This is a genomic window from Bradyrhizobium sp. S3.7.6, from assembly GCF_054061875.1.
In genome coordinates this window covers 2,830,110-2,852,410 of sequence record NZ_JBSSEQ010000001.1, presented here as the reverse complement: position 1 = coordinate 2,852,410, position 22,301 = coordinate 2,830,110, and the positions used below count along the sequence as shown (strand labels likewise).

General features: G+C 59.6%; 19 protein-coding genes, 1 tRNA gene and 1 pseudogene. 5 read left to right on the top strand and 16 right to left on the bottom strand.

Annotation, left to right across the window (positions count from 1 at the left end; translation table 11 throughout):
• Positions 1 to 76 precede the first annotated feature (76 nt).
• Positions 77 to 153 (top strand) — tRNA-Arg (locus tag ACVJ5M_RS13490).
• 305 nt (positions 154 to 458) lie between these two features.
• Here the strand turns inward: ACVJ5M_RS13490 and ACVJ5M_RS13485 are convergent.
• The 10 genes from ACVJ5M_RS13485 to ACVJ5M_RS13440 form a co-directional block, all read right to left on the bottom strand.
• Positions 459 to 1,172 (bottom strand): response regulator transcription factor, encoded by a 714-nt coding sequence (locus ACVJ5M_RS13485; protein ID WP_456679334.1) that lies wholly within the window; start codon positions 1,170 to 1,172, stop codon positions 459 to 461.
• Positions 1,162 to 1,554: a response regulator gene (locus ACVJ5M_RS13480; RefSeq protein ID WP_456679628.1), complete on the bottom strand. Its 393-nt coding sequence runs from the start codon at positions 1,552 to 1,554 to the stop codon at positions 1,162 to 1,164. The genes ACVJ5M_RS13485 and ACVJ5M_RS13480 overlap by 11 nt, the downstream gene beginning before the upstream one ends.
• The gene (locus ACVJ5M_RS13475; protein WP_456679333.1) at positions 1,544 to 2,194 is read right to left on the bottom strand and encodes a response regulator transcription factor; all 651 of its coding nucleotides are present in this window, start codon (positions 2,192 to 2,194) and stop codon (positions 1,544 to 1,546) included. The genes ACVJ5M_RS13480 and ACVJ5M_RS13475 overlap by 11 nt, the downstream gene beginning before the upstream one ends.
• A complete protein-coding gene (locus tag ACVJ5M_RS13470) occupies positions 2,191 to 4,437 on the bottom strand; it encodes a PAS domain-containing protein (RefSeq protein ID WP_456679627.1) in 2,247 nt (748 codons plus the stop codon). Before ACVJ5M_RS13470 ends, ACVJ5M_RS13475 begins: the two co-directional genes overlap by 4 nt.
• Before the next feature lie 617 nt (positions 4,438 to 5,054).
• Positions 5,055 to 6,302, bottom strand: coding sequence for an adenylate/guanylate cyclase domain-containing protein (locus tag ACVJ5M_RS13465; RefSeq protein WP_456679332.1), 1,248 nt, complete (start codon positions 6,300 to 6,302; stop codon positions 5,055 to 5,057).
• Positions 6,299 to 6,688, bottom strand: coding sequence for a response regulator (locus tag ACVJ5M_RS13460; protein WP_456679331.1), 390 nt, complete (start codon positions 6,686 to 6,688; stop codon positions 6,299 to 6,301). Before ACVJ5M_RS13460 ends, ACVJ5M_RS13465 begins: the two co-directional genes overlap by 4 nt.
• Complete coding sequence (locus ACVJ5M_RS13455; RefSeq protein ID WP_456679330.1) at positions 6,685 to 8,067, bottom strand: GAF domain-containing sensor histidine kinase; 1,383 nt, start codon at positions 8,065 to 8,067, stop codon at positions 6,685 to 6,687. Before ACVJ5M_RS13455 ends, ACVJ5M_RS13460 begins: the two co-directional genes overlap by 4 nt.
• 141 nt (positions 8,068 to 8,208) lie before the next feature.
• Entirely contained in the window at positions 8,209 to 8,955 is a 747-nt protein-coding gene (locus ACVJ5M_RS13450) for an SDR family NAD(P)-dependent oxidoreductase (RefSeq protein ID WP_456679329.1), read from the bottom strand.
• Positions 8,956 to 9,029: 74 nt separating this feature from the next.
• Positions 9,030 to 10,235, bottom strand: coding sequence for an NAD(P)/FAD-dependent oxidoreductase (locus ACVJ5M_RS13445; protein ID WP_456679328.1), 1,206 nt, complete (start codon positions 10,233 to 10,235; stop codon positions 9,030 to 9,032).
• A gap of 34 nt (positions 10,236 to 10,269) precedes the next feature.
• Positions 10,270 to 11,133, bottom strand: a complete 864-nt coding sequence (locus ACVJ5M_RS13440) for an alpha/beta fold hydrolase (protein ID WP_456679626.1) — start codon at positions 11,131 to 11,133, stop codon at positions 10,270 to 10,272.
• A gap of 484 nt (positions 11,134 to 11,617) precedes the next feature.
• On the opposite strand from ACVJ5M_RS13440, the gene ACVJ5M_RS13435 reads away from it, so the two are divergent.
• Both ACVJ5M_RS13435 and ACVJ5M_RS13430 read left to right on the top strand, forming a co-directional pair.
• Positions 11,618 to 12,535: an MBL fold metallo-hydrolase gene (locus ACVJ5M_RS13435; RefSeq protein WP_456679327.1), complete on the top strand. Its 918-nt coding sequence runs from the start codon at positions 11,618 to 11,620 to the stop codon at positions 12,533 to 12,535.
• Positions 12,536 to 12,642: 107 nt separating this feature from the next.
• Entirely contained in the window at positions 12,643 to 13,638 is a 996-nt protein-coding gene (locus tag ACVJ5M_RS13430; protein WP_456679326.1) for a mechanosensitive ion channel family protein, read from the top strand.
• 342 nt (positions 13,639 to 13,980) lie between these two features.
• On the opposite strand, the gene ACVJ5M_RS13425 is transcribed toward ACVJ5M_RS13430, so the two are convergent.
• From ACVJ5M_RS13425 to ACVJ5M_RS13405, 5 genes are all read right to left on the bottom strand, one after another.
• Positions 13,981 to 14,865 carry a LysR family transcriptional regulator gene (locus tag ACVJ5M_RS13425; RefSeq protein WP_456679325.1) on the bottom strand — a complete coding sequence of 295 codons (885 nt, stop codon included), beginning with the start codon at positions 14,863 to 14,865 and terminating at the stop codon, positions 13,981 to 13,983.
• A gap of 339 nt (positions 14,866 to 15,204) precedes the next feature.
• Positions 15,205 to 16,026 (bottom strand): adenylyltransferase/cytidyltransferase family protein, encoded by an 822-nt coding sequence (locus ACVJ5M_RS13420; protein ID WP_456679324.1) that lies wholly within the window; start codon positions 16,024 to 16,026, stop codon positions 15,205 to 15,207.
• Between the two features lie 224 nt (positions 16,027 to 16,250).
• Positions 16,251 to 17,801, bottom strand: coding sequence for a 4-hydroxyphenylacetate 3-hydroxylase N-terminal domain-containing protein (locus ACVJ5M_RS13415; RefSeq protein WP_456679323.1), 1,551 nt, complete (start codon positions 17,799 to 17,801; stop codon positions 16,251 to 16,253).
• 10 nt (positions 17,802 to 17,811) lie between these two features.
• Positions 17,812 to 18,387 (bottom strand): flavin reductase, encoded by a 576-nt coding sequence (locus tag ACVJ5M_RS13410; RefSeq protein ID WP_456679322.1) that lies wholly within the window; start codon positions 18,385 to 18,387, stop codon positions 17,812 to 17,814.
• A gap of 217 nt (positions 18,388 to 18,604) precedes the next feature.
• Complete coding sequence (locus tag ACVJ5M_RS13405) at positions 18,605 to 18,883, bottom strand: YciI family protein (protein ID WP_456679321.1); 279 nt, start codon at positions 18,881 to 18,883, stop codon at positions 18,605 to 18,607.
• Between the two features lie 417 nt (positions 18,884 to 19,300).
• Here ACVJ5M_RS13405 and ACVJ5M_RS13400 point away from each other — a divergent pair.
• A pseudogene (locus ACVJ5M_RS13400) lies at positions 19,301 to 20,373 on the top strand (maleylacetate reductase).
• Between the two features lie 18 nt (positions 20,374 to 20,391).
• A complete protein-coding gene (locus ACVJ5M_RS13395) occupies positions 20,392 to 21,276 on the top strand; it encodes an intradiol ring-cleavage dioxygenase (RefSeq protein ID WP_456679320.1) in 885 nt (294 codons plus the stop codon).
• Between the two features lie 70 nt (positions 21,277 to 21,346).
• On the opposite strand, the gene ACVJ5M_RS13390 is transcribed toward ACVJ5M_RS13395, so the two are convergent.
• Entirely contained in the window at positions 21,347 to 22,261 is a 915-nt protein-coding gene (locus tag ACVJ5M_RS13390; protein WP_456679319.1) for a LysR family transcriptional regulator, read from the bottom strand.
• Positions 22,262 to 22,301 lie beyond the last annotated feature (40 nt).

Sequence of the window (22,301 nt, the reverse complement as noted above, 5' to 3'; positions counted from 1 at the left end):
TCAAAGACTTGCGAGAACGTTGCTCGTCGCTTCACACTCGCAAGAAATTCGCGTAAGCACTGCGTAAGCAGCAGATGCACCCGTAGCTCAGCTGGATAGAGCGTCGCCCTCCGAAGGCAAAGGTCACACGTTCGAATCGTGTCGGGTGCGCCAGTTTTTCTTTACTTTACAGCGGGATATGCCCGCCTTGTCCGAAACTCTAGCTCGGTCGCGTTTGAACGAGTAAGCAAAACCAGCAGAAAATCGTCGCATGAGTGCAGACTGCTTGGGCAACTGTCGGTCGGAAGCTCGATCGTTTTTACACGCAGTCGAATTCGCGCTTGCAATGCTGGCGGTTCAGTCCCCAGGACGTTCGGACTAGGTCCATTTAGCGGGAGCTATTAGCGGGGATCTAACATCCACACCACAGCGACCGCTTTGCCGCCATAAGCCGTCATATCTTCTGAAACGCCTCTGCCTCACTTCTGTTCAACGACGTGGGTCTCGCTGGTATGGTACATCGGCCACGCTCGTGCCACGGCTGGCAAGGTTTCCCACGCCCGTATCATTTGGCCCATCGAACTCGTCGCCATTTTGCGCATAGCGTTACTCCGGTGCAGTTTCACCGTAACCTCGCTGATGCCGAGATCAAATGCGATCTGCTTGTTCAGCCGTCCACCCATAACCTTGTGAAGCACCTCGCGTTCTCGCGGCGTTAGTGTCGCGAGCCGCTCGAGGTTGCGTTTGAGCTCTGTTGCTTTTTGCCGCTGGATACGGTCTTTCGCGATGGCTGTATGAACCGCATCGAGCAGTGTCTGGTCGCGCACAGGCTTGGTGAGGAAGTCAATGGCGCCCGCCTTCATGGCCTGCACCGTCATCGGAATATCCCCATATCCCGTGAGAAAGATGATCGGCCGCGGATCACTGCTCCTGCTCAGACGCTCCTGCAGATCGAGACCACTCGCACCGGGCATCCGCACGTCGACGATAAGACAACACGGCCTGTCGGGAGCGCCGGCATCTAGGAACGCGAGCGTCGACGCATGGCAGACTACCTCAAAGCCCGCGGAGACCATCAGTTCGGACAAGGCTTCACGAACCGAGGCATCGTCATCGACGATGATGACCAGCGGCTCTTCCGATTCAGGTTTCTGCAGCGGGACTGCGCGTACAAGCGGCAAGTTAATCGTCATCGTCGCTCTCTATTTTTCGTGATGTGAGTGCTTCGCCGATGGCTAACAGCAACGCCATACCATCGAAGGGCTTGCGGAAGAACCCGGTAATGCCTTTTGCCCGTGTTTGATCGGCGATTTCGTGGCGCCCTGTGATGAGAAAAACTGGTAGGTCGGGCCGCCGCTCTCTCACGACATTGCGAAGTTGGAGGCCATTGACATTCGGAAGTCCAATATCGGTGATCAACACATCCACCTGCGACAGACCACACGCAAGCAGTGCTTCAGCCGACGAAAAGCAACATACAGCGTATCCTGCTGATTCCAGAAGTTCTTCGAGCGACTCAAGCACCCTTGGATCGTCATCGACAATCGCAACAGCGGACCTGCTTCTATGCGTCATCACGGCCTAATACCCGACGCGAATTGGTGAGCGGTATTCCTAGCTTTTGAGCCATGCGCACGAGGTCGGCGAGTGACGCTGCAACCATTTTCTGCATCACGTTCCTTCGATGGACCTGCAGCGTGACTTCGCTGATTTCTAGCTGCGCGGCAGCCTGCTTGTTCAACAGACCACTCACCACCAGCGGAAGCACATCCCGTTCACGCGGGGTCAGCCTGAGATAGCGCTCTTTCAACAGCCTGGCCTCGGTGCGAATAACTCGATCGGAGCGGTCCTGCGCAATGGCCGATCGCGTCGCAGCCATGACCTCAGCATCGCTGAACGGCTTTGTCAGAAAATCTAAGGCTCCGTTCTTTATTGCGCGAACCGACGATGGGATGTCTCCGTGACCCGTGATGAAAACGATCGGAGGATGCCCGCGTTCGGCAATCCGCCCCTGCAGGTCGAGGCCGTTAATATCCGGCAGCTCGACGTCTAGAATCAGGCAAGCGGGAATATCCGGCTTTTCGGCAAGCATGTATTCGCCAGCCGACCCAAACGCCATGGTTGGAATGCCGTAGGACGCAAACAACTCCACGAGGGCTTCCAGTATCCGCGCGTCGTCGTCAACGATGAAGACAATGTAGTCTTCAGCCATCACGAGGCCGCCTTTGGTTTAATTGGCAACAGAAACGCAAATGTCGCGCCTTGCGAGGCATTGTTCTCGGCCCACAAGGTCCCCCCATGCGCTTCCACGATTGAGCGACAAATCGCGAGTCCCATACCCATGCCCTGCTCTTTCGTGGAGAAGAATGGCTGGAACACTTTGTCCGGCATTTCGACGCCAGAGCCTGAATCGGTCACCGCGATTTTGATCATCTCTTCGTCCTCGCGCGTGACATGTAGTTGAACGGCCTTGTTTTCGGCGGTCTGGTCCATCGCGTCGATGCCGTTTCGAATGAGATTGCTTAAGACCTGCTGGATCTGAATTCGATCTAACGCTACCGGCGGAATATCTTTTTCGATATCGACTGCAATTCGAGTGTGCCGGCGCGCCGCCTCTTCACTTATCAAGTCATAAACCTCTTCAATCACGCTTGTGAGCGCGGAGATGCTCCTCTTCTCAACCGACTGCCTGAACAAGGCTCGAATTCTGCTGACTACATCCGCTGCCCCATTAGCGTCGCGAATGACCCGCTCGATCGTCCGATGGGCTCGCTCGATATTTGGCGGCGATGCCGTGAGCCACCGCTGGCAGGCGTGAGAATTGGCGACGATTGCTGCAAGTGGCTGATTCACTTCATGTGCGATAGAGGCTGACAGTTCGGCTAGACTCGCGGCCTGGCTTGCGCGTGCAAGCTTCTCTTGGGCCTGACGCAATTCTTCCTGCGCACGCATCTCGGCATCGATATCGAGGCAGATAACGTTCCACTGCACGATGGTGCCGGCTGCATCGCGCATCGGGCCAGCGCGTGTTTCGACCCAGCGATATTCGCCGTCGAAGCGACGTAACCGGTGACGCCTCGCATAGGGTTCGCCGGTGGCGAGCGAATAAGCGTATTTCTCTTTGACGCCCTGCAGATCGTTGGGATGCACGCCGCCGTCCAGTGTTGCACCCAACCGGGACGGCTCCCCATCGAGATCCTCGAGATTATATCCGAGGAACTCGCGCAACTGCTTGCTGCGGTAGATCGGCTCGCCATCGGGGGTCGCGCAATCGATCATCGCCGGCAGCGTCTCTACCAGCTGGCGCAATGAGCGCTCGCTCTGTCGCAGCGCTTCATGCGCCCGGACCTCATCTTCGATGTCAACGCATACGGCGTACCATTGCAGCACGTCATTGCTCACGCCGCGCAACGGCTCGACCCGAACCTCGCTCCAGCGATAGGAACCATCGTGTCGGAGCTGTAGATAGCGACTCATGCAAGGAACGCCCGTTGCGAAAGATTGCATGAACATGCGCCGGGCATCGTCCCGATAATCCGGATGAATCGTGCACAGCGTTGGCATGCCATCCGACCCGGTGGCGTCTTCGAGAGTTGTCCCGGTCACATCCATAAACCGCTTGTTGACGAACACCGGTTTGCCTTCGGGAGTGGTGCTCCAGATCATGACCGGGACCGCATCGACCAGTTGCTGCAGCCGCTGCTCACTTTGCTGCAGCGCCTGCTGGGCGATCACCAGATCGTGAACATCGACACTGAGTCCGTACCATTTTAGGACTACTCCGGATCGATCCCGTAGAGGTTCAGCCCGCGTCTCTGTCCAACGATAGGATCCGTCGGCACGGACTTGTCGATAGCGCCTGAAATAGGGCTCGCTGGTAGCAACCGCGTGCCGGAAGGCGGCCACCGCGAGGTCACGGTCTTCGGGATGGACGACGCTCAGTGACGGCGATCCATCGCCGTCCGTGATGTCAGCAATCGTTGCGCCGGTCATGCGCGTGAAACGGGTATTGACGTAAGTAGGCGTTCCATCCGGCCCCGTGCTCCAGATTGCCGCAGGAACCGCGTCGATGAGTTGTTGAAGTTCGCGCTCGTTGCTTTGAAGCGCCTGTTCGGCGACCTTCCGCTCTTCGATATCGATCATCGTGCCATACCAGCCGGTGAGCTTGCCTTTGTCGTCGCGCGACAGTGAACCGAACAGCCTGAACCACCGATACACTCCGTCGTGCCGCCGGATGCGCAATTCCGTATCGAAGGGAAGGTTCGACGCCAGCGATTGTCGCCGTGCGTTCATGACGCCGTCGTAGTCGTCAGGATGTATGATCCGTCGCCAAGATGTATTGTCCAGCAGGTGAAATAGGCCCGCTTTGGGCGGCTTCAGTCCGGTATATGCGAAGGTACTCTCGCTTACGAATGTAGAATGACCGTCCGGGCTTGCTGACCACGTATACGCCGGCATGCTCTTCACGATGCGCATCGCTTCCAGCGCATCCGAGCCGAAAACCATCGATGCCTTCATTTCGATGATTTCCCCTAAGCACAGCGACAGCGCGAAAAACGCCGTCCATTCGAGGATGTAGTCGCGATCGTTACCGGCAATACTCGCGGCAGCCACGACCGAGCCTAGAAGAGCGGTCGTCCAGGCGGCCCGAAGCAACCACACGACCCGGCCAGGCGCGTATAGATAAAGCACGGCGACCGGCACCAGCAGGCCGAATGGCTCGTTCATTATCCAGCACAACAAAATCCCGACTGCCGATGCCACGACCGGGGTCAGCCAATGGTGCCGGGAACGCTCTACCGTCATGTTAGGATGCTCCTCCCTGAGAGAGCCTGACGCTTGCCGGCGCATTATTTGGGCGTCTTCCGAAAAACGCGCCTTCCCGGCACTCCCGACGGCAAGCCTAGCGACTTAGCCTTCCCGCCGCAGCCCATGGAAATCCATGTATTGCCACGGCCGGCGCCCGATGCGGAGCCGGATATGGCCCGATCCGGAGCCCAATATGGCATCAGGGGCGGACAGATGCCGCAAAATCGAAGGCCAGGTGTGACTTGATGCTTCCGGACAGGATATCATCACCCCAATCGAATTGTCGTCCCGCGCGCGCCATCGAGCAATCTCCGCAGATGAAAATTCGCCAGCGGATCGTCGGCATGGGCGCCCACCAGCGCCGCAAAGCTCGGCAGGGCGGCGACGTCGCCCGCACCAAGCTGGCGAAATGCAGCCGCGTATTTGGTCGTGGCCAAATCATCGAATCGGTCTGTCGGTAGCGGTTCATGCGCCCGCAAGGCTTCGCTCCGGCCTCGCAGAACGAGATCGCCAATGGGGCGCCCGCGGAACTCGCGAGCGATGCTCGCAACGGCATCACTGACGCATAGTCTCGTTCCCAGCGCCTTGTTCGCGACTTCGAGCCGGGCGGCGGTATTGATCGTATCGCCATAAGCAGTGTAGTCGAAGAAGCGGTTGCCGCCGAAGTTGCCGACCAGCGCCGGCCCCGCATGCACGCCGATGCGTGTCGCGCCGAAATTGACGCCCTTCTGCCTCCATTGCTCGCGGAACTTCTCGGCCCAACGATCTAGTTCCTGCGCGCAGGCGACGGCGCGCGTTGCATAATCCGGCTGCTCGCCCGGCGCATTGAACAGGACCTGGATCGCATCGCCAATTACCTTGGCGACAGTCCCCTCATGGTCGAAGACCACACCGGTCAGTCCGCCGACATATTCGTTGAGTAGCTCCGCAAGCTGCTCCGGCGCCGCTGTCTCAACAAGCGACGTGAAGCCAGTGATGTCGGTGAAGATGATCCCGACCTGGCGCCAATGCACCAACATGCCGTCCTCGCCTCCGGCGGTAAGACGTTTGGCGAGTTCGGGAGAAAAGTAGCGCGACAGCGAGGCATGGGCGCGCTCGGCGTCTGTCTGGCGGCGACGCGCCTCTCGCAGGAATTGCACGTGGCGAAGTGTCTTCAGGATCGTCGCTTCCAGATCGGAGAAATCGATCGGCTTGGTGAGAAAATCGAACGCGCCGCGGTTCATCGCGGTTCGTATATTGCTCATATCGCCATAGGCGGAGACAATGATCGCGGATTTTCGATCGTCCCGCTCCTGTAATTTCTCCAGCAGCGAGAGACCATCCATGCGCGGCATGTTGATGTCGAGCACGACCAGATCGACATGAGGATACCGGTCGATGGCATCGAGCGCCTCGATGCCATCACGCGCGAACACGAAGTCGATGAGACCGTCGCGGCGCTGGCGACGGAACTTCCGCAGGACGAGGGCTTCCAAATCTGGCTCGTCATCGACCATCAGGACCGTAGCGGTCATGCGACCGTCCCTAGTCTCGTTTCGATGTCATAGATAAGCCGCACGAAATCGATCGGATTGATCAGCCGATTAGGGGTGCCCTGCTCCAATGCGGTCTCGTGGGCCCGATTGTCGCCAAAGGTCAGGATCGTGATGATGGGCCCGTCCGGTCGGCGGGCGCGCATCTGCGGCAGCAGGTCAGGGCCGCTCATGCCCGGCATATAGATATCCGACAGGATCGGAACCTGCCTCCGCTCTCCAGTTTCGACGACACGCCTCCGCGCCTGCTTGGCCCATCTGACGAAATCCATGTCGAAGCGGCCGGCGCGCACATCGCCGCGAAACTGCTGCCGCAACGGTAGCTTGATGTCCGGCTCGTCGTCTACTACCAGACCCATCAGTGTCATGACTGATTCCTCTGCATCCCGTTGTCGCGCGGCAATGTGACGATGAATTCTGTGAATGCGCCCGGCTCGGTTTCGACATCGATCCTGCCACCGTGCTGCTTCACCACGATATCGTGGCTCATGGAGAGGCCGAGACCCGTCCCCTCGCCAGGTGGCTTGGTCGTGAAGAAGGGATCGAACATCTTTTCCTTGACACCGGATGGAATGCCGACGCCGTTATCGCGAATGCGAATCTCGACGGATTCGCCCAGGCTGCGCGTCCGTATGCTCAGCCTCGGATCGTAGCCCGTGCCGCATTCGCCAAGCCGCTCGGCCACTGCATAGAAACCGTTGGAGATCAGGTTTAGCAGCACCCGCGTGATCTCCTGCGGGAAGATCTCAATCGATCCAACCGCCGGATCGTAGTTGCGCTCGAACCCGACAGAGAGTTGTGGCCTCTCCGCCAGAGCGCCATGATATGCGAGCGCCAGACTCTCATCGACCAGCGCGTTGAGAACGATCCGGCGGTGCTCGCCGCCGCCGCCGCGCGAATGCAGAAGCATGTTCTTGACGATGGAGTCGGCGCGCTTGCCGTGTTGCACGATCTTTCCCAAATTGTCCTTGAGCATCCCGCTCAACTCTTCGATCTCCTCACGAGCGGTATCCGGGACGACAAGACCCGTAAGCGTATCGCTGAGCTCGTCTGTTAGTTCGGCGGACAGCGAGGCAAAATTGTTGACGAAGTTGAGGGGATTCTTTATCTCGTGCGCAATACCCGCAGTGAGTTGTCCCAGCGATGTGAGCTTTTCCGTCTGTACGAGGCGATCCTGGGCGGCGCGCAGATCGTCGAGGGACTTCGACAACTGCGTCGTGCGCACCTGGACCTCCTCGAACAGCCGGACGTTCTCCACCGCGATCACGGCTTGGTCGGCGAAGGTCTTGAGAAGCTCTACCTGGCTTTCGCCGAATGCACCAGGTTCGGCGCGCGAGACCCCGATCGTGCCGATCGCGCGGCCTTCGCGGAGCATCGGCACCACAACGATGCTGCGATATCCTCTGGCGCGCGCCATGTCCCTGACGGCCTGTGGGACGCCGAGGTCGGTCTCGACGTCAGACCGGAACGCGATGGTCGACGTCGCGGCGACCCGGCTATGAATTCCGCCCGCCGTTAGCGCGGCCGGAAACGAGGCACGGATCTGCTCGTCACCGTCAGGGCTTCCGGCCGTGCATGCCGCCAGATGCAGCATATCGCCGACGACGCGCGTGACGAGCGCCGACTTGCCGCCGAGCAGCCGCTGCGCGCTTCCCGAGATGACACCGAACACCGGCTGTACGTCGGTCGGGCACCTGGCTATGACCTTTAGAATCTCGGAGGTTGCGGCCTGCCTTTCGAGCGCCATCGCCAGCTCGCGCCGTAGACGCGCATTCTCGACAGTGCAAGGCCGCGCTCCTTTGTCCGTGCACCAATGCTTTGTCATCTGACGAAATGCTCGTTGAGGCCGATGCAGTCAAAACGTTAGGTTTTGCGTCGATGATGGCGGCTATGCCAGCCCCAGGCCGCCATCTACATCGATCACCTGACCTGTCATCCACGCTGCAGCGGGCCCAGCCAGCCGGACCAGCCATTCCGCAACATCGTCAGGCATACCGCGCCGTCCGAGCGGGATGCTTTCGCGCTCCTGCTCCTCGACCGCAGCTGCCTGCTCCGGCGTGAGGCCCATCATGCCGGTCAAGGCGCCGGTTTCGGTCGGCCCTGCCGCAACAGCGTTCACACGAATGCCGGAGGGCGCGAGCTCAAGCGCCCAGCAGCGGGTCAGATGTTCCAGCGCTGCCTTGCTCGCAGCATAATGTGAGAGCGCCGCAGCCGGCTTATGCCCGAACGTGCTCGACACATTGACAATTGTGCCTCGCTTGTCCCGCAGATGCGGCAAGGCCGCCGAGGCGAGTAAACTCGGCCCGAACACATTTACCGAGAAAATATCCGCGATTTTCTCCGCCGTGATATCTGCCAACGACAGGATTGCGCCGGCGCCGGCGTTGTTGATCACCGAATCGATTCGCCCCCAGAGTTCGAGAGCTTTCGTCACCGTGCGGCCAGCATCGGTCGCGAATCCTGCATCGGCCACCATGCCGACGATATTCGGATGCTCCGACGCCAATTGGTCGAGTGGAGCGGACCGGCGGCCGGTCACGAGCACCTTGTCGCCTTGTCTGGCAAAGCGAAGCGCCGCCGCCCGTCCGATCCCCGACGACCCGCCCGTCAGGATGATGACTTTTTCGTTCTGCATAATCGTGGTCTCCACATTATTGTTGCTTGATTCGGAGCCGCTGCCCCGGGGAGCGGCTCCTGTTCACATGTCGATCAGAGATCGGTCACCTTCTCCGGATCGGCGGAAGCCAAGGCTGCAGCGCGTTCGGCGCGGGGCGGATAGATCCACACGGTGTTGATCTCATGTTTGGTCTTCTTCGCCATGTCGCCAACCATTTCGACCTTGCGTTCCCACCCGCGCGTGAACAGCGCGCCGGCAGTGCCAAGGTCGAGACACGTCACGTAGGCTTCCTGGTGGTACGGCTTTGTTGGCACGCCGAGCAGTTCGGCTGCGGCATTATTCCCTGCGAAAGCACCCATTCGCGTTGCGTGCTGACACGACATCAGCGCATATGTACCTTTGTCGTCGCACAGGGCTTTCGCGGCATCGCCGGTCGCAAACACGCCGCTCACTGATGGTACGCGCAGCTCCCGATCGACCAGCAGCCGACCGGAGCTGTCGCGCTCGGCCGGAATCTGCGCGGTGAGCGGCGCGGCACGCATCCCGGCCGCCCAGATCACCGTGGCCGTTTCGATACGCTCACCGCTGGAGAGCGTTACCCCGGACTTGTCGAGCGATGTGACGCCGAACCCGAGACGGGTCTCCACGCCGAGTTCGCGTAAGGCATCTTCGATGATCGGGCGCGGCCCGGCCCCCATATCGGGAGCAATGGCATCGTTTCGCTCGACGATGATGACGTGCGGATTTGCATCCTTGCCGAAGATGGCTCGCAGGCGCGCCGGCATCTCCGTCGCCACTTCGATACCGGTGAATCCTCCGCCAGCAACCACCACTGTGTTCCGCATTTTCGACGGCGGCTGCTTCGCCAGTTCCTGCAGATGCCGATCGAGAGCAATCGCGTCGTCGAGCTGATCGACGCTAAAGCCATGTTGTGCGAGCCCAGAGATGTCGGGCCGAAACAGCCGGCTGCCGGTAGCAAGGATGAGCCGATCATAGGCGATGATCTGTGCCGAACGTCCGGCCGCCGTGATCTTCACAGCGCGGGATTTGGTGTCGACGGACTCCACGCACCCTTGCAGATAGATTACGTCGATCGCCTTCAGTACATCCTGGAGCGGCGCCGTCAACGTTTCCGGCTTTGCTTCGTAGAGACGAGGACGCACGACAAGGGTCGGCTCGGGAGAGACGAGCGTGATTTCGAGGGTCTCGGGCGTAACGCCCTGGATCTCGCGCAGGCGAGCAGCAGAAAGCGCGGCATACATGCCGGCAAAGCCGGCGCCAACGATGACAATTCGCATGGTGGAAACTCCTGGATTTGCGAGGTTGCAAGGGCTAAGCGGAGATGAATTTCAGAACGTCTGCATTGACGATGTCGGGATGCGTCGTGCACAGCCCGTGCGGCAAATGGTCATAGACTTTCAGTGCGCCGTGCTTGAGGAGCTTTGCCGACAGCGGCGCGGAATCGGCGACCGGCACGATCTGATCGTCACTGCCGTGGAGAACTAGCGTCGGGACCGTGATGTTCTTCAGATCATCGCTGAAATCGGTCTCGGAGAATGCCTTGATGCATTCGTAATGCGCCTTGGCGCTGCCCATCATGCCTTGACGCCACCAATTCCAGATTACCGCTTGCAACGGCTTGGCGCCAAGCCGGTTGTAGCCATAGAACGGGCCACTTGCGAATTCTAAGTAGAACTGGGGTCGATTGGCCGCGAGCTGTTGCCGCAGACCATCGAACACTTCAATCGGCTGGCCGCCCGGATTATTGCTTGTCTTCAGCATCAATGGCGGCACCGCGCCGATCAGGACCAGCCTGGCAACGCGGCCGTGACCAAAACGGGCGACGTAGCGGGTGGCTTCGCCGCCACCTGTGGAATGGCCGATGTGAATGGCATTGCGAAGGTCGAGATGCTCTGCGAGTGCTGCGACGTCGGCCGCGTAGTGATCCATGTCATGACCGTCGCCCGACTGACTGGAGCGGCCGTGACCGCGGCGATCGTGAGCGATCACGCGATAGCCCTTGCCCAAAAAATAGAGCATCTGGCTTTCCCAATCGTCGGACGACAGTGGCCAGCCATGATGAAAGACAATCGGCTGAGCGGATTTCGCGCCCCAATCGCGATAGAAGATCTGCACGCCGTCATTTGTTGTAATAAAAGATGTGGGTTCTGTGGTATTCCCCGCGTTGGATAGCATTCCGGTCTCCTTTCCCGCCGCCGCCGAGGAGCGGACGGTCATCGATGCCGCGTAGAGCAGCGTGGTGGCGAGCAATTTTCGCCGTGAGAGATTTGCAAGACGGCTGATTGAGCTCTTCCAGGTCATTCGTTCGTCTCCGTTTTGGGTGAGTGCAGGCACAGGAGCGCTGCGCGTGAACGCTCCGAACATGACGAGGCGAACAGCGCGGCGATATTGTTCTGCGGATCAGCGCGGCTGGCTTTGCGAATAGCCCCACCTATTCTTCAGGATAGGGTCGGCGAGAGCCGCAGCGATCGTGTGGTCTGGTCGAGGCCTCAAGCGCGAGCCCGCTCGTACGCGGCGTCCGAAAGATTCTCGCCAACCGAAGCGAGCGACCTATGCCGAAGTATCGCTCGACCTATTCGCTGGCCCAGTCGATCGGAGGAACGTCCGGACGTAGCGTCGCCGGCGCCGCGCGCTATGCGGCGTTCAACAGGAGATAGACATGAGCCTAGATGTTGCCTCGCGCCCGGTTCGATCGGGGCTGGACGAGTTAGTGCCGTCGCGCTACGCGCTGCAGATCGGCGAGATTGACGTGCTGGTGATCAGTGACGGCGTGCTCCCGCTTCCAACCGCCATGTTGGGACACAATGCCGACCCGGCAGTCCGTGCTACCTGGATGCACGACATGTTCCTGCCGCCGGACGCCTTCGATTGGGCGCTGAACGCGGTCGTGGTCCGTAGCGGCGGCAAGACCATACTCATTGATGCGGGACTGGGGTCGGATCCGGACCTGAACCTGCCGCGGGCCGGGCAGTTGATCAGGCGACTGGAGAGCGCCGGCATCGATCTTGCGTCGGTCACCGATGTGGTGCTGACCCACATGCACATGGACCACATTGGCGGACTGCTCGTCACTGGCGTGAAGGACCGGCTGCGCCCTGACGTGCAGATTCACGTGGCCGCCGCCGAGGTCAAATTCTGGGATTCGCCGGATTTCTCCCACACCTCCATGCCGCCGGGTTTCCCGGATGCACTTCGGGCGACCGCCAAACGGTTCGCGAAGGAGTACCACAACCAGCTGCGGCAGTTCGATGATGAGTACGAGGTGGCACCGGGCGTGGTGGTCCGCCGCACCGGTGGCCATACGCCAGGACACAGCATCGTCCGCGTGGCTGCAGGCGGCGACGCGCTTACCTTCGCCGGTGATGCCGTGTTTACGGTCGGGTTCGATCACCCCGACTGGTACAACGGTTTCGAGCACGATCCCGAAGAGGCGGCACGCGTTCGCTCACGTCTGCTGAAAGAGGTTGCAGCGACCAGCGAGTTACTGGTGGCCACTCATATGCCGTTCCCGTCCGTCGGACGGGTAGCAGTGGACGGCGATGTCTTCCGATGGGTCCCGATCTTCTGGGATTACTAACTGTTCGACCAACGACGTCCGCACGACGGCGATCCGCCTCAAACTGCATGACGTCATCGAGAGGGCCGGCCTGAACAGGGCCGGCCTGGACGAGGCCTAGATCTGCCATGTCTGCCGACGACCACTTCCTGCCGCTCATCCTGATCAATGGTTTGGGAATAATCGGCATCTGTATCTGGCATATTCAGGGACGAGGACGCCCGACCGGCCGCTTGATCGTGCAGATCCTGTTCTTCGCCGGCATGAGCCTCGTGCTCTTCAGAGCACGAATCGCTCCGCATCGCGCCGATGATCTCTACACGCAGGGCTTTGCGGCTCTCCTCTCGAAACTGGCAGGGATCCTTTGGTGGGCTCACCTTGCATGGGCCATCATCGGCCTCATCCACATCTATGTCAGACTGAACCGCAAGCCGCGCGAGGCACATCTCTTCCAGGATATGGCCGTTGCCGTTATCTATCTCGGCGCGACGCTTTCGGTCGTCCGTTTCGTCTTCGGCATGCCACTAGGCACCCTGGTAACGACCTCGGGCGTCGTCGCCGTCATCTTCGGCCTCGCGTTGCAGAATACGCTTGGCGACGTCTTTTCCGGCATCGCGTTGGCGCTTGGCAAGGCTTACGTGCTGGGCGACTGGATCCGCTTGAGCGACGGCACCGAGGGCCGGGTCACCGAGACCAATTGGCGTTCCACCAACTTGCTGACCGGCGCGAACAATATCGTCGTGCTACCGAACAGCATTCTGGCGCGGCAGGGCCTGACAAATCTCAGCCGCCCAGACGAGACTCATCTGATCGCGCTGAGCATACGCATCGCGGCGACGCAGAGGCCAAGCTCAATTGAGGGCATTCTTAGGTCCGTACTGGAAGCCAGCACGTGCATTGTCAGGACCCCGCCACCGATCGTTGCCCTGAAGACCATAGACGCGATCGACATCGAAGCCGAATTGCAATTCCGCGTCGACAGCTTGGCCATCGGAACAGCTGCAAAGAACGAGATCATCGAATTGCTCTATCGCCAGTTCAGAGCTAACGGCCTTTCGTTGGCGTTACCAACCATAGGAATCACGCCTCCGCCGGCGGCCGCCAGAACGGATTTTCCGATCTGAGGGCTGGCGATTACTCATCTACTTCACACTAGTCTACGATGCGCGTGGCGCAATGTGTCTATGACGTCTGATGACATGCGGCAGCCGCACTAGATGTAAAACGATGTCTCGCCAGAATACGGCCAAGCCCCGCTTGGTGGACGCTAACGCTCAGCTTAGGTCGGCTGGACAACCAGCGCGCCTTCGCCTCTATGTCCGCTTTGGAAGCGGCCATTCCAAAGCCGTCGATTCCGCGAGTTTTGGTTGCCTATTAGTATTCAGGACTTTTTTCTAATCGTCGTGGACTGACCAAATCGAGAGACGGTGCCCGCGGGTCAAGGCTAGTGGCGTGTGGTACCTTAACTAGACCGTTACAATGCGACTGCATTGATCATGGAAGAGCGCCCTAAGCCACTCATGACCGGGGTCACGATCATACCGCTCATGCCAATATTGATAGATATCAGTGTCCGGCAATTTGACTGGGGGCTGCAGAATATCAAGGTCAAGTTCACGCGCGAGGACAAACCCAATTGCAGTCGGCATAGTTACGACCGCGCCTATATGCTTCGCGAGAAGCGCAGCGGCAGCAAACCCCGGCACGTAAGCCGAAATCTTTTCCTTTGGTACTACCGACTCCAAGATCTGTTGCGCGATTTGAGTGTGATGCCCCGCCCCTACTGCCGCCACCACGACATGTTGCTCTTCGATAAAGGCATTCAGTGACGGGAGCCCGGCGAGCCGAGGATGACCCTTCCTCACAAGACTTAGATAATTGAAGCTAAAGAGCCGTTGACGCTTTATGCCCTGGACCAGATGCGGAAACGAGCCCGCGGTCAGATCGACTTGTCCTGACTCCAGCCAATCGTGGAGATGTTCCATATCAAGCTGGACCGCGCTCAACCGTACGTCAGGCGCATGCTCTTTGATATATTTGAGGATCGGAGGAAGGAACAGAACCACCGCTGCATCGGGCCCCGCAAAGTTGAAATTTCTGGTTGAGGTTTCCGGCACAAATGGAATTTGCTCGCACTGCAATAGCGAGAGCTCTTTCAAAATGCTTCGAATCTGAGGCGCCAATTGAAGGGCCTTCGTCGTCGGCTTCATCTCAAACGCGACGCGAACGAATAGCTGATCACCGAAATGCTCGCGCAATCGCGCCAAGGTCTTGCTGAGCGCCGGTTGCGTCATATCCATTGCTTCAGCCGCGCGCGTGAGACTCTGTTCCCGGAACAGGGTGTCCAGCACCCGGAGTTGAAAAAGATCGAGCTCGTTCCTTTGATGTCGCGCTATGGTCAGGCTCCCCGCGAGGCAACAAATGCAATAGACGGCGACAATACACCGGTTCCGGGCCAGATGAAATCTGGTTGTTCTTCTCCGGTAGCTGACGCGACACCTTTGCAGGCGCCGACACCGCTGCCGGTCCCAAATCGTCAAATCCAACCTAGTACTACCTTTTCTTAAAGCGTGAGTCGCGATTCAAGACCGGGGGCTTGCCGAAGCGAGAGAAGTCCGCCCTTCGTTCAAAGGGCGCCGTGTCACTCAGCTCTGATTCCGGGTACTAAAACGTCCTGTATCGGGAGCCGTTCACTGAGCAAACCTCATCGAAAGCACGTCTCCAGCCTTGGCCTCAGGATCGCCAGCGAACGTGAGGCGGACGATGCGGCTTCCCTGAGAGGTCGCATCGCACACTTTCAGTACCGCATCCCTCCACCGCCGCACGCCTCCCGCAATTCGAAATGCGCCAACGTAGTCGGCTTTCGGAGGGATGCACAGGTTCTTGTCAATGGCCGCGTGAAGACCGCCTTCTGATCCCGTCCCGTCGAGGACAACACCGGTTAGTTCATGCGCGCGGTCGAGAAGGCGGGCGGCTTCAGCGAGTTCACCGCGCTGAATGAGACGGCGCGTCTCGGTCGACGAGCAGCGAGCCACGCCCGGGGGAGCATGGAGCGGTAGTGCATCGACTGAAAAGCCGTGTCGTAGGCCGAGTTCGGTCAGATAGGAGACATCGCCCTTGCGGCCACTTCCACAGGCGAAATTCTCACCCACCATCAGAATTCGCATGCCGAGACGGCCAACCAAAATGCCAACGACGAACTCTTCGACGGTCGCGCGCCGCATTCGTTCGTCAAAGGGCAATACGCAACAATGGTCGACAAGGCCGGTGAATCTCAGCAGGTTTAGCCGCATCTCCAGGCTGCAGATAAGCGGCGGCGCGGATTCGGGAGAGATCACAGCCCGCGGAATAGGATCGAACGTGACGAGTGCGGTCTCCAGTCCCGCCCTGGTTCCGGTCCGCCGAAGCGCTTCGAGCAACTTTCTGTGGCCACGATGAACGCCATCGAATGAGCCGACGGTGACGACAGAGCCGGGGACCGACGCATCCTCATCCGCCTTGACGAACTTCATAGGGTAGCCTCGTGCCGGCGCCTGGAAATGCAATCACCGTCGCAATTTGTTGCGGACAGATATGAAGCCGGGATCACGCCGCCGGCCATCGACCTGTTTTGCGGCCGCAGGCGCTTGCACCGAGGGTCTTTCCGACTTCACCGTCTCACCTGATCGGACCGACGTGTAGCGCATCGCGCTACACCCATGATGGTCGCGCAGTGGTTTCGCTGCGCCAATACGGCTCAGCGGGCCGCCGCAGGACTCAGCGCCGCCGGCGCTCGCGCTTGCCCCTTGTCCTGCGCTTTGGCGTAATCGGCCGTTGCCGCATACGCGGTTTTGTCGTCTCCGGCGATCTCGATACCGCAGACCTTGCTTGCGTACTTGCCATAGAAGCCCGAGGCCGACATTTCCTCGCGCGCCATCGTCATCGAGAGGATTGCGTGCAAAGGCGTGCCGTTGAAGTTCTCGAACATGAACTGACGTCCGCCCCAATCGGTGAGGAAAAGGTCGCGGAGCACTCGGCCAATCTGAATACGATCTCTCGGCTTGCCCTTCGGGCCATCATTCAACTTTGCGAACCAATTGCCGAACTGGGGATCCTGCCACTGTACCTCTGACGGGATCATCAGCGAGCTGCGGCCGGCGAGGTCGAGCACTTCATACATCACACCCATGAAGTTCTGGAGGAAATGCGCTCGACCGAGATTGTATGTCAGCGGATTCGGCTTGTAGCGCCCGCCCGGCGTAAGGAAGCCGCTTTCCTCGCTGGCAATCAAATGAGCCTGCATGGTCTGATGAAAGGCCACAATCTTGGCGAGGCGAACCGCGACCGTGGGCAGCTTGTTGGTCCCGATGTGCTCTGTGATGAGGATCGCAAGCCCTGCCATCAGCTCTGCGCGCAGCACCTGGCGCAGCAGGATATGGTAGTGGACCCAATCGAAGATGCGTTGCGGATAGAGCCTCGCGTGCTCAGGATTCCCGATGTGGAAGACGTACTTCCAGGGGATCAAAACGTTGTCAAATACGGTCGTCGAATCGAGTTCGTCACCCTCTGACGCCAGCGGATGTTCCGTGGCATCGGCCTTCACGGTGCTTTCGCGACAGAGAATGGTCACGCCGGGAGTGTTGGTGGGAATGGCGGCGAAGATGACCTGTTCACCCGGAATGCCAGGCCGAAAGAAGCAGCCGATGTGCATGTAATCGCCGAACGGGATGCCGGTTCCCACGGCTTTGACGCCGTTGACGACAATGCCTTCGTCCGTTGTCTTGACGACTCGCAGGTTCGGGGAAACCTTTTGCGCTTCGGGGTTCGAGCGGTCCGTCTGCGGATCGACGAAATTGAGTGGGCAATTCCAGTCGTTCTCTCGCAAGAGCTTCAGAAAGTTGTGAATGTTTTTCGTCAGGTTTCGGCCTTCTGCGCCTATCGACTGCCTTTCCCATACGTCGGGATCGTCCGCATACGTCGTGAAGGTGTAATTGTGAGCGTCCGGCAGACGTCCAAAGGATCCGCCCGATATCTCCCGCAGGATGGTCTCATGGAATTTTCGCTTGATGCGAAGCCCATCTCTGTCGTTGTGGTCCTGCCATTGCCGCGAGCGCCTCACTCCATCCTTATCAATGAAGGTCAGGACATCCTGCAGATCCGGACGATGATGCAGGTCATAAAACTGGGCTACGCGCTTTGCGTAGTCGCGCGTCAACCGATGCGTCGCAACGTTGTCGATCTTCTCGTTTCCGACCCAGACGACACGACCGTCGTTAAGAGATTCCAAGTAATCCTTGCCTGTACGCATGTTTCATCCCCTAATTTTGAATATGATTCGACTGGCTCAAGTCCAGGTCCGTCAGCGAGCGCGCGATTGCGTATTGTCGCCGGTGATAAACCAGCGATGAGCATTCCTCGGAGTGGTTCTTTCCGACCACCTCCGCGAAGATAACGCAATGCGATCCAACGTCGATCGCATTGACGATGCTGCAGTCGAGCGATACGGCGGCATCCATCCGGCACGGAGCACCGGTGACAATTGTCCGCCAATCGCCGCCAGCGAAACGTTGCTCCATGGGCAGCGAGCCGACTCCGGCAAATATCTGCGATATGCCAGCTTGGTCAGCCGTCAGCCAGTTCACGGAAAGAACCCCATTTTTCCTGATGATGCCCGCCGCGTAGCTCTTCCGGTTAACGCACAGCAGAACCGTCGGCGGGTCGTCGCAGACCGAACACACGGCCGAGCAGGTGACCCCTGCAAGCCCAAATAGTCCGTTGGTGGCAACGACGGTCACTGGCGTTGATGCCCTCGAAAGAACATCCTTGAATTCAAGTGCGGTAAGCGCTTTGGGGCGATTGCCGTCGAGCTGTCCGTTCGTCCGCGCGGCGTGCATATTGAAACTCCTTCTCTGCTGAGCTGCTAAGCCAACGCCTGAGCGCGCTGGTCTACGCGCCTTCTCCCGGCAAGATGAACGTAACGGTGGCTTCTGACTATCGCCGCAGAGCAATAGATACTATTCAGTGAGCCGATCCTTTGGCGCTGGCCGGGCACATGAATCAGGCTCGGTAGCAGAGGTCGATTGCCGAATGGAGATGCGTCGGCTGCCTGTCTCAGCCGACGTGCTTTTCCCAGATGTGAATGTGTGAATGGTGAAACAGGCCCACCTTGGTGAAAGGGTCGCCATCGTGAAAGCGCTTCACCTGCTCCAGGCCCTCAGCCTCTACGATCATGAAGCTTGCGATGTTCTTCTTGTTGGCGTCGTCCATCAACGGACCGGCCTGAATTAACTTTACAACTCCGGAGGCAAGGTAGGCGCGATGAGCGGCGCGATGTTCATCGCGAATCGCGCCGACGTCGGGCTTATCGAAACAGAGGCGGATAAAGAGCATGTTCAACTCCCTCAATGCTGGTTCGGCTCATCAAGAGCCGGGTTTGTGGCGACGTCATCATTCGTAACAGCGCATCGGCGACGAGGTTGATGCGAAAGGCCGGTTGCTGAGTCCGGATGCGTCGCTGTCAGGAGAGACCTTCGCGGGCGGGAATTTCAACCCGCGGACGCACCTATTCTTCCGCAGCGAGCGGAATAGTATCTATGCCGTGTCAAAGGGTGGACTCGCCGAGTACGGTCTTTATTTCCGATCTCAGCAAGACAAGATGCGCTGCGACAACAAGAGCCACCGACAAAGGAAATCGCAAATGCTGAGTCCGATCGACTTGGGCCGCAACGACGGCCTGACCCGTATCGATATCGGTGGTGTCGAATATGCCTGCGGCCTTGTTGCCAACACGATCCGGAGACCCGGTACGTGACCGCTTCGTTCACATTAGAGAATTTGCCATGTCGAGTTGTATTCGGTAGCGGCTCCCTGAGTGTTGCGAAAGCCGAGATCGAGCGGTTCGGCGGCAAACGTGCACTAGTGCTGACCACACCGCAGCAGGAGGCCGAAGGCGCCAGGCTGGGAACCGATCTTGGCCCCCTTTATGGCGGCATTTTCTCCGGTGCCGCGATGCACACGCCAGTCGAGGTGACCGAACGGGCGCTTGCCGCGATGACCGTTTGCGAAGCCGATTGCGTGGTCTCGCTTGGTGGCGGATCCACGACCGGACTGGGCAAGGCCCTGGCCTTGCGGACCGGCGTCAACCAACTCTGCATCCCCACAACTTACGCCGGCTCGGAGATGACGCCGATTCTCGGCGAGACCAAGTACGGGCTGAAGACCACGGTGCGCAACAACTCCGTACTGCCGGAGACCGTGATCTATGACGTTGATCTTACACTGTCGTTGCCGGTCGACCTTGCCGCGGCCTCCGGCATCAACGCGATCGCGCATGCAGTGGAAGCGCTGTATGCTCGCGATCGCAATCCAGTCGTCTCTCTTATTGCCGAGGAAGGCATCCGTTCCCTTGGACATGCCCTGCCCGCAATCAAGGAAAATCCCGACGATCGCGAGGCTCGCAGCGAAGCGCTCTATGGCGCCTGGCTTTGCGGTATGTGCCTCGGCACTGTCGGCATGGCACTGCACCACAAGCTGTGCCACACGCTCGGTGGAGCGTTCGATCTCCCGCATGCGCAGACGCATACCATCGTTCTTCCGCATGCGCTGGCCTACAACGCGCCGGCGGTGCCTGACGCGATCACCCAAATCTCACGGGCTATCAACGCGTCTGATGCCGCCCATGGGCTCTACGATCTCGCGCAGCGGCTTGACGTACCGTCTTCGCTTCGCGATATCGGCATGCCCGAATCCGGGATCGAAGAGGCCGCCGATCTTGCGGTGACAACTCCTACTGGAATCCGCGTCGCCTTGAACGCAACGCCATCCGCGATCTGATCGCACGCGCGTGGTCGGGCAAGCCGCCCGTTGCAACGAGTTTCTGAACGATGGATGGAGGCCCAATGCGTAACTTCAACGAACTAACGATAACCGATGCGGTGCTTGAGCGAATCAAGGGCGCGAGCGACCCGCGCGTCCAGCAAATCAGCGAGGCGCTGGTTCGCCACCTCCATGCCTTCGTGCGCGAGGTGCGCCCGACCCAGAGGGAATGGGAATACGGGATCGACTTCCTCACCCGCACCGGTCATATGTGCGACGATAAGCGACAGGAATTTATCCTGCTCTCGGATGCGCTGGGCGTTTCCATGCTCGTCGACGCGATCAATCACGCCATTCCGGAGAGCGCCACCGAAACTACAGTGCTTGGTCCCTTCTTTGTCCAAGCCGCGCCCGACAAGCAGAATGGCGACGATATCTCATGCGGTATGGAAGGCGATCCGATGCTCGTGACCGGTTCGGTCTCGGCTGTCGATGGCCGTTCCCTTGCCGGCGCTATTGTTGACGTCTGGCACTCCGACGGCGACGGCTACTACGATGTGCAGCAGCTCGACGGGATCGCCGACCTCGCCATGAGAGCGCGCATCCGTACCGACGCAAACGGCCGCTTCAATTTCTGGTCAATCAAGCCCGCGTCCTACCCTATCCCGCACGACGGCCCCGTCGGCGAAATGCTGGAGGCGCAAGGCCGGCATCCGTGGCGTCCCGCACATGTACACTTCATGATCTCCGCCCCCGGGTTTGAGCAGTTAGTCACGCATGTATTCGTTGCCGGCGACAAGTACCTCGACTCTGATGTCGTCTTTGGTGTCAAGGACGCCCTGATCCGCGAATTCGTTCGCTGCCCACCTGGCTTAGCCCCGGATGGTCGCGCAACAAACAGGGATTATTTCCATCTGAACTACGACTTTCGGCTCAAGGTGGCCGCAAGCAACTCACGCGCGGCGTGACAATATCATCGCGTGCCGGCTGAAGGCGTGCCTCTCGTCGGAGTCTCCGCCATCTATACTGTTGTCGGTCTCACGTGATGTCGATAGCAATTTGGTGCAAGCGGTCGCGGAGCCAGCGGTGTGCCAGGTCGGTGGTATGGCGCGGGTGCCAATACATGGCCTCGTGGATGTCGGGCAGCGCGAACGGTGGCTCGAATAGGCAAATCTTAGGTGATGAGCCGAGCGCCCGGACCTCGCGCTCAAGCACCAGGCTGATCAGGGGAGTACCCTCGATCAGGAACGGCGCCAGTAGGAAGCTCTCCACCGTGACGTGAATTCGGCGCTGGATTCCCATGCTGACGAGGTGCTGATCGGCAAGGTTGAGCTGGCGATCCATGCCGATGCCGTAGACAAGGTGTGGGAGCTCAAGGAACTGCTCGTGGGTCAATCCGGCCTTAGTGATGAGCGGGTTGTCGGCGTCCGCGGCGCACAGCCAGCGGTCACTGAGCAGCGGGCTCGAGGGAAATCCAGCGGTGCCGAACAGTTCGCTCGGCTCGATCACGAGGTCCGCCTGGCCGGTCTGCAGCATCCGGGCCGGGTCGCGCGAGCGCGGCAGCAAATGTATGACCACGCTGGGGGCTTCGGTGGTGAGCGCGCGCACCAACGGCGTGAGCAGCACAAGCCCGGCATAGTCGGAAGCGCTGATGGAGAACGTGCGGACGTCCACGGCAGGATCGAAGCCCCGCTTTTGCAACAGGGTCTGCTCGATACGGTCGAGCGTTTCCCGCACCGGAATGATCAGTTCCTCGGCATTGCGAGTCAGCACCAGCCCGCGGCCCACGCGCACCAGTAGCGGATCGTCGAACAGTTCGCGCAAGCGGGCCAACGCCGCGCTCATCGCAGACTGGGTCAGACCGATGCGTTCGCCGGCGCGGCTGACGTTGCGCTCAGTGAGCAATGCATCGAGCACGACGAGCAGATTGAGATCGACGTTGCGAAGATTCAAACGGCCCTCCCGCTGGCCCGTGACCCGGCCAGAACGCGCC

Coding starts and splice junctions, on each gene's coding strand:
- ACVJ5M_RS13410 (WP_456679322.1), bottom strand. CDS start 18,387: ATGCACGCCGCGCGGACGAACGGACAGCTCGACGGCAATCGCCCCAAA.
- ACVJ5M_RS13465 (WP_456679332.1), bottom strand. CDS start 6,302: ATGACCGCTACGGTCCTGATGGTCGATGACGAGCCAGATTTGGAAGCC.
- ACVJ5M_RS13440 (WP_456679626.1), bottom strand. CDS start 11,133: ATGCTATCCAACGCGGGGAATACCACAGAACCCACATCTTTTATTACA.
- ACVJ5M_RS13420 (WP_456679324.1), bottom strand. CDS start 16,026: ATGAAGTTCGTCAAGGCGGATGAGGATGCGTCGGTCCCCGGCTCTGTC.
- ACVJ5M_RS13485 (WP_456679334.1), bottom strand. CDS start 1,172: ATGACGATTAACTTGCCGCTTGTACGCGCAGTCCCGCTGCAGAAACCT.
- ACVJ5M_RS13395 (WP_456679320.1), top strand. CDS start 20,392: ATGCGTAACTTCAACGAACTAACGATAACCGATGCGGTGCTTGAGCGA.
- ACVJ5M_RS13430 (WP_456679326.1), top strand. CDS start 12,643: ATGTCTGCCGACGACCACTTCCTGCCGCTCATCCTGATCAATGGTTTG.
- ACVJ5M_RS13470 (WP_456679627.1), bottom strand. CDS start 4,437: ATGCCGGCGTATACGTGGTCAGCAAGCCCGGACGGTCATTCTACATTC.
- ACVJ5M_RS13415 (WP_456679323.1), bottom strand. CDS start 17,801: ATGCGTACAGGCAAGGATTACTTGGAATCTCTTAACGACGGTCGTGTC.
- ACVJ5M_RS13455 (WP_456679330.1), bottom strand. CDS start 8,067: ATGGCGCTCGAAAGGCAGGCCGCAACCTCCGAGATTCTAAAGGTCATA.
- ACVJ5M_RS13435 (WP_456679327.1), top strand. CDS start 11,618: ATGAGCCTAGATGTTGCCTCGCGCCCGGTTCGATCGGGGCTGGACGAG.
- ACVJ5M_RS13480 (WP_456679628.1), bottom strand. CDS start 1,554: ATGACGCATAGAAGCAGGTCCGCTGTTGCGATTGTCGATGACGATCCA.
- ACVJ5M_RS13450 (WP_456679329.1), bottom strand. CDS start 8,955: ATGCAGAACGAAAAAGTCATCATCCTGACGGGCGGGTCGTCGGGGATC.
- ACVJ5M_RS13460 (WP_456679331.1), bottom strand. CDS start 6,688: ATGACACTGATGGGTCTGGTAGTAGACGACGAGCCGGACATCAAGCTA.
- ACVJ5M_RS13405 (WP_456679321.1), bottom strand. CDS start 18,883: ATGCTCTTTATCCGCCTCTGTTTCGATAAGCCCGACGTCGGCGCGATT.
- ACVJ5M_RS13445 (WP_456679328.1), bottom strand. CDS start 10,235: ATGCGAATTGTCATCGTTGGCGCCGGCTTTGCCGGCATGTATGCCGCG.